This is a genomic window from Xanthomonas pisi DSM 18956 (assembly GCF_001010415.1).
GTDB lineage: Bacteria > Pseudomonadota > Gammaproteobacteria > Xanthomonadales > Xanthomonadaceae > Xanthomonas > Xanthomonas pisi.
The window spans coordinates 1-12,670 of the sequence record NZ_JPLE01000020.1 but is presented as its reverse complement, the minus strand read 5'-3'; the positions used below and the strand labels follow the sequence as shown (position 1 = coordinate 12,670).

The following is a 12,670-nucleotide window of genomic DNA, read 5'->3' as shown; positions in this document are numbered from 1 at the left end:
TGTGTTGTTGAGATGCCACACGGCGTGAATCGCCACGAAAAATTTGTCCGAGATACGTTGACAGCTACGCGCGCAACTTGCACAATTCGCCCCCTGAGTCGCCCAGGTGGCGGAATTGGTAGACGCACTAGCTTCAGGTGCTAGCGGGGGCAACTTCGTGGAGGTTCGAGTCCTCTCCTGGGCACCACGACTCACGGTAGATCGTAAAAAACCTCGCTTCGGCGGGGTTTTTTGCGTTTGGGCGTTTGCGATGGAGAAACGTCAACCTGCGTATCGATAATGCTGGCGCCTGGGCGGCGAGCTGGCAAGACGTCCCTACTCGCAGTCGAAGGACGCGACCCGTTCGGTTGCGGGCGCTGTGGCGACGCGCATCGTGCCTGTGCAAGTGCGTACTGCACGGCTGACCTGCAGCGACACCTGCACCCCCTCGCCGTATTCGCAGACCAGATACGTGCCGTGCGGGTCTGCGTCATCGAACCGCCATATCGCGCGCTCCAATCCACGTGGATGCGGTGAATCCGCGTTGCGCGGCACCAGTGCGGCACGTTCGCGTGGATGGCCGGAATACACCCCGATCGACGACAAGCGCAGGGGAGGACGCAGGTCGAGGCCGAGTTGCGCGCCTGCAGGCAGATCCGGGCTCTGCAACGTTGCATCGGAGATGCGCAACATGGCGGGACACTGCAAGGTGCGTTCAGCCAAGGCCGGCGAGGCAAGCGCAAGCACGAATGCAAACGCCAAGCAACGCACTCCACCGACAAACGACGTCACTGTCATGATCGCAACTGCCTCGAATGCAACCCCAACGTACGGAGCAGCGACGCTGCCGCGTGCCGAAACCAGATGACGCATGCAGGCCCGATCACGCAGACCTGCATGCGCGTTGCCATGCTTACTTGGTGCTGGCTGCCTGTTCTTGATAATCCGTCAAATAATGCTCGGGATTGATCTGCTCCGACACGCCAGCGTCGTAGCCGACACGCATCGGCTTCGCCGCACCAGGCAAGTACAACTCGCCACCCCCTTCGTTGAGGATCAGCAGCACGTACGGACGGCCTTTCAACTGAATCGTGTAGCGCGTGTCTTTCTGGGTCGCAGCGGTTGTCGCCAGCAGAATCTTGTCGTCGATCTCGCTGTCGGCACCCGTTACCTGCACCAGCGCCTGATTCTTTTCGCGCGGACCGTAGCGCAAGGTCGACACCTTGGCACCGTCGTTTGAGCTATACGCCTTCGCCTGCTTGGCGACTTCCGGGCGTGCGGCCGCAGCCTGCGTCTGCGCGACGGCAGCGAGCGAGAGCATAGAAATAAACACGGTTGCTGCGGACAGACGGCGCAACTGAAATCCAAACATCATGAGAGCTTCCTTGTTGTGGTGACGAGCACGGGCAGCATACCCATGCCATGCGTCGCGCAATGATCTGCTTACCAGCGACCAATGCGCGCAGCCGCGCTGCATGCTACTCCAGGACACCAAGCCAGTGCAGTACCGCTATCGGGGCAACCCGCTGCGGATGCTAATGACAGCGCAGCAGGGCATACCGCCTAATGCCGACGCACAACCGAACGACGACACGCCTTCCAACTCCCAGATCGAAGTGCAGGAATCACAACGCCGCTACGCCAACCGATGAGCAGCCATTCTCAGTGCCCCCCAGCCGCCGCCGCACCACCGGCGCCTGCGCCGAACGGCGGTTTGGCCAGCCACAGGAAGAAGATGATCGCCAGGAACGTCCAGCCAAGCAGATAGAAGATGTCGTTGAAGCCCATCTGCGACGCCTGGTGGTTGATCATGTTGTTGAGCGAAGCCGCGCCGCGTTGCAGGTCGCCCTGCCCCATCGCAGCGACCTGTTCCTGCATGCCGGGCGTGTAGACCGAAATGTGTTCGGTGATGTGCGCATGGTGCACCTGCGTGCGGCGCGCCCACAGATAGGTGGTCAGCGATGCGGCAAAGCTGCCGCCCAGGGTACGCAGGAAGGTAGCCAATCCCGAGCCCGCCGCGATCTCGCGCCCGTCCAGGTCCGAGAGCAGGATCTGCAGCACCGGCATGAAGAACAACGCCACGCCCACGCCCATCACCAACTGCACGGTGGCCACGTGGCTGAAGTCCACCTGCAGGTTGAAGTTGGAGCGCAGGAAGCTGGTGAACGACAGGAAGATGAAGGCGACGGTGGCGAGCATGCGCAGATCGAAACGCAATGCGTATTTACCGACGAACGGCGTCATCAACACCGGCAGGATGCCGATCGGCGCGGTGGCCAGACCCGCCCAGATCGCGGTATAGCCCATATCGCGTTGCAGCCACTGCGGGATCAACAGGCTCACACTGAAGAACGCCGCATAGGCGACCACCATGGCCAATGTGCCGGCGCGGAAGTTGCGATGCCGGAACAGCTTGAGATCGACGATGGGGTCCTTGTCGGTGAGTTCCCAGATCACGAACACCACCAGCGCCACGGCAGCAACGCAGGCCAGCACCACGATCTTGTCGGACGAGAACCAGTCTTCGTCGTTGCCCAGGTCCAGCACCAGCTGCAGCGCACCGACGCCGACCACCAGCAGGATCAGGCCGATGTAATCCATGCGCGGTTTTTCGAGCTGTTCGGGGCGATGCCGCAACTGCGAGCCCACGATGCTGCTGGCGATGATGCCCAGCGGGACGTTGATCAGGAAGATCCATTCCCAACTGTAGTTGTCGGTGATCCAGCCACCCAGAATCGGGCCGGCGATCGGCGCGACCACGGTGATCATCGCCAGCAACGCCAGCGCCTGGCCGCGTTTTTCGCGCGGGTAGATCGACACCAGCAAGCTCTGGGTGATGGGATACATCGGCCCGGCGACAAACCCCTGCAGCGCGCGTGCGACCACCAGCATGCCCATGCTCTGGGCTAGCCCGCACAGCAGCGAGGCGATGGTGAACGCCAGCGTGGACCACACGAACAACTTGGTTTCGCCAAAACGCCGGCTCAACCAGCCGGTCAATGGCAACGCGATCGCCGTGCTCACCGCGAACGAGGTGATGACCCAGGTGGCCTGCTGCGAACTGGCGCCGAGATTGCCGGCAATGGTCGGCAACGAGACGTTGGCGATGGTGGTGTCCAGCACCTGCATGAACGAGGCCATGGCCAGGCCCATGGTGCACAACGCCACGCTGGCCGGGCGAAAGCCGGCAGCGGGCGCCGGCGCTGCCGGGCCGCCGGACGCAGTAGGAGCTTGCGAAGACATGGTGGCTTAGCCCGCCTTGCTGGCAGCCTGCAACGGCAGGTTGTCCTGGATGATGCGATGGATGTCGGCATCGGCAGCCTGCAACTGCTGGGCGTATACATCGGTGGAAAACACCGAACCGGTCGCCAGCTTGGTCGGCAGCACGCTGCCCTGCTGATCGTGCAGATTGACGTCGACCTTCATCGACAAGCCAATGCGCAGCGGATTGTCGGCCAGTTGCTTGCGATCCACCGCAATGCGCACCGGCACCCGCTGCACGATCTTGATCCAGTTGCCGCTGGCGTTTTGCGCCGGCAGCAGCGAGAACGCACTACCGGTGCCCAGGCCCAGGCTCTCGATGCGACCGGTGTAGTCGACACCACCGCCATACAGATCCGAATGCAGTTCCACTTCCTGGCCCAGGCGCATGTGCTTGAGCTGGGTTTCCTTGAAGTTGGCTTCCACCCACACCTGCTCCAGCGGCACCACCGCCATCAACACGCTGCCCGGCTGCACGCGCTGACCAACCTGCGCCGAACGTCGTGCGACATAGCCGGATACCGGCGCCACCACGCCGGTGCGTGCATGATTGAGGTAGGCCTGACGCACCTGCGCTGCAGCCGTCTGCACATCCGGCTGATTGGACAGCGCGCTGTCGTCGATCAGCGCACGGTTGCGCTCGAAGCTCTCGCGCGAGCCGCTCACGGCCGCTTCGGCGGCAGCGAGCTCTTCGCGGGCATGCGCCAGTTCTTCGTTGGAAATGGCACCGCTGGCAGCCAGATTCTTGCGTCGCGCAAAGTCGGCACGGGCGCTGCGCAGGGTGACTTCGCGTGCAGACAATTCGGCCTGCGCGCCTTCCACGCTGCGGTACAGACCGCGCACCTGGCGCACGGTCTTGGCCAGGTTGGCTTCGGCCTGCTGCAGCGCCACGGCGGTATCGGCCGGGTCCAGTTGCACCAGCAACTGGCCACGCTCGACGCGCATGCCGTCTTCGGCGCCGATGCTGACCACCGTGCCGCCCACCATCGGGGTGATCTGCACCTGGTTGCCCTGCACGTACGCGTCGTCGGTGTCTTCGTGCCAGCGTCCGACCAGGACGTACCAGGTCACGATGCCGATGATCGCCAGGATCACCACAATGGCCACGATGCGCAGCGCCGTACGACGCTTGCTGGGTGCCGCTGGCGCGGGTTGGGAAGCAGTTGGAGTCGTCTGGCTCATCGTCGATGTCTCAGGAATTCGGTTGTGCGGAAGTGGGCGCGGCGTGTGCGGTGTCGCGTGCGGGCTCCGGCGCGAAGCCGCCGCCCAGCGCACGCTGCAACCTCACCGAGGCCAAAAGTTGTTGCGATTGCAGCCCGGCCATGCGCTGGCGTGCGACGAGCAATTGCTCCTGCACGCTGAGCACCTCCAGGTAGCCGCCGATGCCGGCGCGGTAGCGCTGCTCGGCCAGATCGAATGCGGCGGCGGCGGTCTGCACGGCATCGTCCTGGGCGCGTGCGCGCTGCTCCAGCGAACGCACCGCATTGACCTGGTCGGCCACTTCGCGCAACGCCGCGATCACCTTCTGGTTGTAGTCGGCCACTGCCAGGTCGTACTGCGCATCGCTGCCGGCCAGATTGGCGCGCAGCTTGCCGCCGTCGAAGATCGGCAGGCTCAATGCCGGGGCGACCACGCCGAAGACCGAAGCGCTTTCCAGCAACTGGCCGACATCGCGATTCACCACACCGCCCAGCGCGGTGATGTTGAAGCTGGGATAGAAGCGGGTCTTGGCCGTGGCGATCTCCTTGTCGGCCGCCTCCACGCGCCAGCGCGCAGCCACGACATCCGGGCGACGGCCGAGCAGATCGGCCGGCAGGTTGCTCGGCAGCTGCGCGGCGACGGTCGCGCCCAGCACCGGGCGTGCGATGTCCAATCCGCGGTCCGGGCCCTGGCCAAGCAACGCCGCCAGCGCGTTGCGCGCCTCGTCGATCTGCTGCTGCGCCGACTGCAGCTGTTGCTGCGCAGCCGGCACGCGTGCCTGCGCCTGACGCAGTTGCAGATCGCTGTCGATGCCTGCACTGCGGCGCTGCTGGGTCAGCTCCACGGTCTTGCGCGAGCGCGCCAGTTCCTGGTCGGCCACATCGTGCAGACGCCAGGCGTAGTCGAGTTGCGCATAGGCTTCGGCGATCGCCGCCGACAGGTTCAGGCGCGCCGCCTGCGCGTCCACCTCGGCCGCGTGCGCGGTGTCCACCGCTGCTTCCCAGGCGGCGCGCTTGCCGCCCCACAGGTCCACGCCATAGCGGAAATCCACCACCAGCTGACCGTTGCCGCCGAAGCGTCCGCCGCGTTCTTCGCCGGCCACCGACTCCGGCAACTGCACGCCCGCATAGCCGCCGGAGACCGACAGGCTGGGGCCGCGATCGGCCTGCGCAGTGCCGATACGGGCCTGCGCCTGGCGCAGGCGCGCGTCGGCCGCGTCAAGGCTGGGGCTGTGCTGCAGGCCTTCGCCGATCAGCGCGTTCAATTGCGCATCGCCGAGCGCACGCCACCAATCGCTGGCCGGCCATGCGGCCGGACTCAGCCAGGTCTGCCCCAGGGTGCGCTCGGCATGCAGCTGGCTGGCGTCGAGCACGGTGCCTTGCGGCGCCAGGCCACGGCTGCTGGCGCAGGCGGCCAGCGCCAGCGTCAGGGCGGCGACAACGAGTGGCCGCGCCAGGCGCATCGGGCGCGGGCGCAGCGTCTGGATGGAAAAACTAGCAGCGTTCATGAGTTGAGTGCATCGCGGACACGGATAAGAAGAGAGGTGAGTTGTTCGCGCTCAGGGGCATCCAGGTCGCGCAGGCCATGCTCGATCGCGCGTTCGCCACGCAAGCGCAGCCGCTCCCACAGCGCCACGCCCTGCTCGGTCATGACGATCTGCAGCGCGCGCCGGTCCTGGGCATGCGGCTCGCGCCGCACCGCGCCCAGTGCCTCGAGCTTGTCGAGCAGGCGGGTGACCGCGCTCGGCGTCTGGTCCAGCGCCTGCGCCAGTTCGTTGGCCGTGCAGGGCGAGCGCACCGCCAGGATCTTCAAACCGACGTAGTGGCTGAAGCCGAAGTCGGGCAGCTCGCCCTTCATCTCGGCATCGAGCTGACGCATCAGCGCGTCGCGCACTTGGCGCAACAGCAACCCGAACGACGGCGGAGCGGAGGACGGTCCATTCATGCGGCACATTTTGTTCCGAAAAATATATTTGTCAACGCAAATATCTCAACCGGGATTAAACTGCCAGCAAGGATCGCCACCTTACGCGCCACGCCAGCTGGCCCGGTAATACAATCAGGCCAATGACTATCGAAAACCCGCCAACGACGGTGGACGCGCTACCGCCCGGCGTGCGGGGCAGCTTCGAATGGGCCGACGGCCCGGTACTGATCGCCTTCCTGGCCGACCTGCGCGCGGTGTGGGCGCCGGAAACCGCCTGGCATGCGCATGTGCGCGGGCAGCTGATGTTTGTCGAACAGGGCGTGCTGACCGTGCATACCGAGCAGGGCACGCTGTCGCTGCCGCCGGGCTGCGCCGGCTGGATGCCGCCCGGCCAGCAGCACACCGTCGAGCTGGCCGGCCCGATGCGCGGTTGGGGCGTGGTGGTGCGGCCGGATGCCTGCGTCGCCCTGCCCGCGCAGGGCGGGGTGATCCGGCTGACCGGGCTGGCCCGCGAAGCGATCATGCGTGCCGCCAGCTGGCCACTGGATCAGCCGCTGGATAGCGCCCAGCAGCGGCTGGCGGCGGTACTGCTGGACGAGCTGCGCCAGGTGCAGATCGACCACCTGCACCTGCCGATGCCGGCCGACCGCCGCCTGCTGCGGATTGCCCGCCAATTGCTCGCCACCCCTGCCGACCCACGCCCGCTCGATGCCTGGGCCGATTGGGGCGGGCTGTCGCCGCGCAGCCTGAGCCGGCATTTTCGCGACGAGACCGGGCTGAGTTTTGCGCAATGGCGCCAGCAGGCACGGCTGGCCGAGGGCCTGCGCCGGCTCAGCCAGGGCAGCGCGGTGGCGCAGGTGGCCGACCAGCTCGGCTACAGCAGCCCCAGTGCCTTCGTCAGTGTGTTTCACCGCCATTTCGGCGCCCCGCCCACCCGCTATCTGGCCGCCGGCCACGCGCGCGGCTTGGCATCCCCCGCCGCATCCGGATAATCGGCGCTCTTCGAGCTCGCGCCTCGGCGCGGCCTCCTCTTTCGTAGGACCTGGCTTTACATGACCGATCTGACCCGCCCCACCTTCCATGGCTTCGAACAGCTGCCGCTGCGCGAGTACGCCGAACGCGCCTATCTCGACTATTCGATGTACGTGGTGCTCGACCGCGCCCTGCCGTTCCTCGGCGACGGCCTGAAGCCGGTGCAGCGCCGCATCATCTTCGCGATGAGCGAGCTCGGCCTGAACGCGGCTGCCAAGCCGAAGAAGTCCGCGCGCACCGTGGGCGATGTGATCGGTAAATACCACCCGCACGGCGACAGCGCCTGCTACGAAGCGCTGGTGCTGATGGCGCAGCCGTTCTCGTACCGCTATCCGCTGATCGAGGGCCAGGGCAACTTCGGCTCCACCGACGACCCCAAGTCGTTCGCGGCGATGCGCTATACCGAGTCCAAGCTCACCCCCATCGCCGAAGTGCTGCTGGGCGAAATCGGCCAGGGCACCACCGATTGGGCGCCCAATTTCGACGGCACCCTGGAAGAGCCGACCTGGCTGCCGGCGCGCCTGCCGCACCTGCTGCTCAACGGCACCACCGGCATCGCGGTGGGCATGGCCACCGACGTGCCACCGCACAACCTCAACGAGATCGTCAGCGCGCTGCTGCGCCTGCTCGACAACCCCGATGCCACGGTCGCGGAACTGTGCGAACACGTGCTCGGCCCGGACTACCCGACCACCGCGGAAATCATCACCCCGGCCGCCGACCTGCGCAGCATCTACGAGACCGGCCATGGCAGCGTGCGCGCACGTGCCACTTATAAAAAAGAACACGCCAACATCGTCATCGATGCGCTGCCGTACCAGGTCTCGCCATCCAAGGTGATCGAACAGATCGCCCAGCAGATGCGCGCCAAGAAGCTGCCCTGGCTGGAAGACATCCGCGACGAGTCCGACCACACCAGCCCGGTGCGCGTGGTGCTGGTGCCGCGTTCCAACCGCGTCGATGCCGAACAGTTGATGGGCCACCTGTTCGTCACCACCGATCTGGAACGCAGCTACCGCGTCAACCTCAACGTGATCGGCCTGGATGGCCGGCCCCAGGTCAAGAATCTGCGCCAGCTGTTGAGCGAATGGCTGACCTTCCGCAGCGATACCGTCACCCGCCGGCTCAACCATCGCCTGCAGAAGGTCGAGCGCCGCCTGCACCTGTTGGAAGGTTTGTTGATCGCCTTCCTCAACCTGGACGAAGTGATCCGCATCGTCCGCAGCGAAGACGAACCCAAGCCGGTGTTGATCTCCCGTTTCGCGCTCAGCGAGGAACAGGCCGAATACATCCTGGAAACCAAGCTGCGTCAGTTGGCGCGCCTGGAAGAAATGAAGATCCGCGGCGAGCAGGAAGCACTCGCCAAGGAACGCGCGCAGCTGATGGCGATCCTGGAAAGCAAGACCAAGCTCAAGAAGCTGATCAAGGACGAGCTGATTGCCGACGCCAAGAAGTTCGGCGACGCGCGCCGCTCGCCGCTGGTGCAGCGTGGCGCCGCGCAGGCGATCGACGAAACCGAGATGGTCGCCAGCGAACCGATGACGGTGGTGCTGTCGGAAAAGGGCTGGGTGCGCGCGGCCAAGGGCCATGAGGTCGATCCGGCCGGCATGTCGTATCGCGACGGCGACAGCCTGCTGGCGGCGGTGCGCAGCCGCAGCACGCACCAGGTGGCGTTCCTGGATTCGGATGGCCGCGCCTACTCCACTGCCGTGCACACCCTGCCCTCGGCGCGCGGCAACGGCGAACCACTGACCGGACGCTTCTCGCCCGGCTCGGGCGCATCGTTCCAGGTCATGGCCAGTGCCGACAACGCCACCCGCTTCGTGCTGGCGTCCTCGCACGGCTATGGCTTCGTGACCCGCTTCGAAAACCTCACCGGCCGCAACAAGGCTGGCAAGGCGATGCTCAACCTGACTGCCGGTTCGCAAGTACTGAGCCCCGCGCAGGTGAGCAACCCGCAGACCGACCGCATCGTCGCCGTCACCAGCGCCGGCAACCTGCTGGCGGTGCCGGCCACCGACGTGCCCGAGCTGGACAAGGGCAAAGGCAACAAGATCATCGAGATCCCCAAGGCCAAGCTCGGTACCGAGCGCGTGGTGGCAGTGGTCGCGGTGGCGCCGGGCAACACCCTGCTGGTGCGCAGCGGCGCGCGCACCATGAGCCTGTCGTTCAAAGATCTGGACACGTATGTGGGCGCGCGTGCGAGTCGCGGGGCGTTGCTGCCGAGAGGGTGGCAGAAGGTCGACGGGCTGGAAGTGCAATAAGGACCACTCACTCATCCGGCGCGCAGCGGCGCGGTTGACCGGGTCGCCGCCGCGTTCCGCAAGGGCGCGGCAGAAGGTCGATGGGCTGGAAGTGCAGTAACGGCCGCCGCGATGCCAAGCGCGCCAAGGTGCGACTGGCATCGCGAATACAGCGACTTGCACCAGCAGAAAAAAATGGATTGGACGATCGGCGACACGTAGAGCACCTGCGCGGTGACGCGTTGGTGCATCAGGAGGCTGAGTGCGCTACCCAGACGGTCAAGAAGCAAAAGCAGGTGATCTGGTCCAAATCGATACGCTGTATCGCGGCATGGTGATCGCCTGCATGGACACAGACGATTATCTTGCTGGATGCGAGGACTGGAGCTACCTACGCAGTGGCGTGATGGTCGATACGGATTTTGCAGGACTGGTGCATTACGACCAGGAGTCTGCGCTGGCCGAAGACATGGTGCTTGTTTCGCGCCAACCAACGCGTTGAGACGCCGCTGCTCGTTCTGGTCGGCAGTTCCCTCGCAGCATGACAACGAGCAAATGATGGACACAGATTTCTGGTTGCAACGTTGGCAGGACGGACAAACCGGCTTTCACCAGGATGAGGTGATGCCGCTGCTGCAGAAGCACTGGCCGGCACTGCACCTGCCACATGCTGCACGCGTCTTGGTGCCGCTGTGCGGCAAGACGCTGGACATGCATTGGCTGGCCGCGCAAGGCCATCGCGTCCTGGGCGTGGAGGTCTCGCCACTGGCCGTGACGCAGTTCTTCGAGGATGCCAACCTGCAACCGCAGCGCCATGGCAGCAGCGCTGGCGAACATTTCGTCGCCGGCCCCATCGAGATCATCTGCGGCGATGCCTTTGCGCTGGACGCGCGCGCGTTGGCCGATTGCACGGCGGTCTACGACCGCGCTGCGCTGGTGGCCTTGCCGGCGGACCTGCGCCAGCGGTATCTGCAAACCACCTACGCGCGTTTGCCTGCAACGTGCCGTGGGCTGCTGATCACGCTGGAGTATCCGCAAACCGAAAAGGCCGGCCCGCCGTTTGCGGTGGATGCGGCGCAGGTGCAGGCGCTGTTTCAGGCGCCATGGCAGGTGCAACAGTTGGAACGGCGCGACATCCTGGATCAGGAGCCGCGCTTCCGTGCCGACGGCGTCACCGCCCTGTCGACCGCGGTGTATCGGCTGCAGCGCAACTGACGGCATCGAGACCAGGTCTGCAGCGCCCATCCGGGCGCCGGAATGGCCTCAATGAAAATGCCGGCATCGAGCCGGCGATCTGCAGCAGTAACGCCTGTGACATAACGACGGTCTGCACGTCTGCGCAATCGCGCGCAACGTGCCGGCCGCATGCCTCAGGCACCACAGTCCGTGGCCGCCTCAAGCACCAGCGCACAGCCTTGCAGCGTACGCCGGTCCAGCGATCCCGCAATCAACCGGCCACGTGGCCCTTGTCGATCTTCGAGGTCTGGTACAGCTCCAGGCCGATCCGCTTGATCAGGCCGAGCTGCTGCTCCAGCCACCAGGCATGATCTTCTTCGGTGTCCTGCAACTGCTTGAGCAGCATGTCGCGGCTGACGTAATCGCCGTGCTCTTCACACAGCTTCATGCCGGCAGCGAGCGCCGCGCGCACTTCGTATTCCACCACCAGATCGCGCTCGAGCATCTCGACAACGGTCTTGCCCGGCGCAAACTCGGCCGGACGCATATCCGGGTCGCCTTCCAGGAACAGGATGCGCCGCAGCAACGCATCGGCGTGCTCGGTTTCTTCCTGCATCTCGTGATTGATGCGCTCGTACAGCGCCATCAGGCCCTGATCCTCGTAACGGCGCGAATGCAGGAAATACTGATCGCGTGCCGCCAGTTCGCCGCGTAGCAGCTGCTTGAGGTAATCGACGACTTCGGGATGGCCTTTCATGGTGTGCTCCAGCGACGCAATGCGCGCATGGTGCACTAAGCCGGCGGGCAATGATCTAATCGGAATCACTTTCAGTTGCGCTTGCGGCCAGACCCGTCGTGGTCATGATCTGCAGCCACACTGAAGCGGCCGGCAGCACCTCGGCGCAGCGGGAACGGGCAGTATCGGCAGGCCTTGCACCTGACGCGCCGGAGCTGCTTTCTCCCGCTCCACTGACCGCCCAGGTCTATCGGCACCCCACGAACCACGTTCCAAGGAACCGACGATGCGCAAATGGCTGGCCCGGCTGATGCTGGCAACTGTAGTGCTGGTGCTCGCCGCCGGCCTGGCGCTGTATCTGCTGCTGCGCGGCAGCCTGGCGCAGCTGGATGGCGACAGGCCCCTGACTGGCCTGGCCGCCGCCGTCAGCGTGCAGCGCGACCAGAACGGCGTGGTCACCATCGACGCGGCAAGCCCGACCGATGCGATGCGCGCGCTCGGCTACGTGCATGCGCAGGAGCGCTATTTCGAGATGGACCTGATGCGCCGCGCGCCCGCCGGCGAATTGTCCGAACTGTTCGGTCCCAAGGCGGTGGAGCTGGACAAGCGCAATCGCGTGCATCGGCTGCGCGCCCGCGTGCATGCCAACCTGGACATCGCCGCCGGCAGCCAGCGCGCGGCACTGCAGGCCTACACCGACGGCGTCAATGCCGGGTTGGCCGCCTTGCCGGTACGCCCGTGGCCGTATCTGCTGCTGCGCCAGGCCCCGCACGCCTGGACGCTGGACGACTCCATCCTCACCGGCCTGGCGATGTATGCCGACCTGCAGGACAGCGACAACCAGACCGAACTGGCCGCCGCGCGCATCCGCGCCGTGGTGCCGCCTGCCCTGGCGGCGCTGCTCGATCATCAAGGCTCCAGCTGGGACGCGCCGCTGTTGGGCCCGGTAGATGGCGATGCATTGCTCCCCGAAGCGGCTGCGCTGGATCTGCGTGCCTTGCCGCACCCGCCCGCCGCACCGCCCGCCGAACAACCCACCCCAGGCAGCAACAATTTTGCGGTGGATGGCAGCCTCACTGCAGATGGCCGCGCCATCGTCGCCGACGACATGCATCTG

At 65.6% G+C, this 12,670-nt stretch carries 12 protein-coding genes and 1 tRNA gene; 6 read left to right on the top strand and 7 right to left on the bottom strand.

Translation table 11 applies throughout. From position 1 onward, the window contains the following. The first annotated feature begins 100 nt into the window (after positions 1–100). Positions 101–187 (top strand) — tRNA-Leu (locus tag Y887_RS05765). A gap of 128 nt (positions 188–315) precedes the next feature. On the opposite strand, the gene Y887_RS05760 is transcribed toward Y887_RS05765, so the two are convergent. The 6 genes from Y887_RS05760 to Y887_RS05735 form a co-directional block, all read right to left on the bottom strand. Continuing rightward, positions 316–750 carry an STY0301 family protein gene (locus Y887_RS05760; RefSeq protein WP_343123096.1) on the bottom strand — a complete coding sequence of 145 codons (435 nt, stop codon included), beginning with the start codon at positions 748–750 and terminating at the stop codon, positions 316–318. Positions 751–892: 142 nt separating this feature from the next. Beyond that, positions 893–1,300 carry a hypothetical protein gene (locus Y887_RS05755; protein WP_046963430.1) on the bottom strand — a complete coding sequence of 136 codons (408 nt, stop codon included), beginning with the start codon at positions 1,298–1,300 and terminating at the stop codon, positions 893–895. 341 nt (positions 1,301–1,641) lie between these two features. Further along, positions 1,642–3,222: a DHA2 family efflux MFS transporter permease subunit gene (locus Y887_RS05750; RefSeq protein ID WP_046963429.1), complete on the bottom strand. Its 1,581-nt coding sequence runs from the start codon at positions 3,220–3,222 to the stop codon at positions 1,642–1,644. 6 nt (positions 3,223–3,228) lie between these two features. After that, a complete protein-coding gene (locus tag Y887_RS05745; protein WP_046963428.1) occupies positions 3,229–4,422 on the bottom strand; it encodes an HlyD family secretion protein in 1,194 nt (397 codons plus the stop codon). A gap of 10 nt (positions 4,423–4,432) precedes the next feature. Beyond that, positions 4,433–5,947, bottom strand: coding sequence for an efflux transporter outer membrane subunit (locus Y887_RS05740; RefSeq protein ID WP_046963427.1), 1,515 nt, complete (start codon positions 5,945–5,947; stop codon positions 4,433–4,435). After that, complete coding sequence (locus Y887_RS05735) at positions 5,944–6,384, bottom strand: MarR family winged helix-turn-helix transcriptional regulator (protein ID WP_046963426.1); 441 nt, start codon at positions 6,382–6,384, stop codon at positions 5,944–5,946. Before Y887_RS05735 ends, Y887_RS05740 begins: the two co-directional genes overlap by 4 nt. Before the next feature lie 122 nt (positions 6,385–6,506). Here Y887_RS05735 and Y887_RS05730 point away from each other — a divergent pair, with 122 nt between their 5' ends. From Y887_RS05730 to Y887_RS05715, 4 genes are all read left to right on the top strand, one after another. After that, complete coding sequence (locus Y887_RS05730; RefSeq protein WP_046963425.1) at positions 6,507–7,358, top strand: AraC family transcriptional regulator; 852 nt, start codon at positions 6,507–6,509, stop codon at positions 7,356–7,358. Positions 7,359–7,418: 60 nt separating this feature from the next. Further along, positions 7,419–9,662, top strand: coding sequence for a DNA topoisomerase IV subunit A (gene parC / locus Y887_RS05725; RefSeq protein ID WP_046963424.1), 2,244 nt, complete (start codon positions 7,419–7,421; stop codon positions 9,660–9,662). Between the two features lie 241 nt (positions 9,663–9,903). Then, complete coding sequence (locus Y887_RS05720; protein ID WP_046963423.1) at positions 9,904–10,143, top strand: hypothetical protein; 240 nt, start codon at positions 9,904–9,906, stop codon at positions 10,141–10,143. Positions 10,144–10,199: 56 nt separating this feature from the next. Further along, positions 10,200–10,856: a thiopurine S-methyltransferase gene (locus tag Y887_RS05715; protein WP_084725937.1), complete on the top strand. Its 657-nt coding sequence runs from the start codon at positions 10,200–10,202 to the stop codon at positions 10,854–10,856. Positions 10,857–11,088: 232 nt separating this feature from the next. On the opposite strand, the gene bfr is transcribed toward Y887_RS05715, so the two are convergent. Next, a complete protein-coding gene (bfr, locus tag Y887_RS05710; RefSeq protein WP_074059611.1) occupies positions 11,089–11,574 on the bottom strand; it encodes a bacterioferritin in 486 nt (161 codons plus the stop codon). A gap of 265 nt (positions 11,575–11,839) precedes the next feature. Here bfr and Y887_RS05705 point away from each other — a divergent pair. Continuing rightward, a partial coding sequence (locus Y887_RS05705) for a penicillin acylase family protein (protein ID WP_046963421.1) occupies positions 11,840–12,670 on the top strand: 831 nt, incomplete at its 3' end.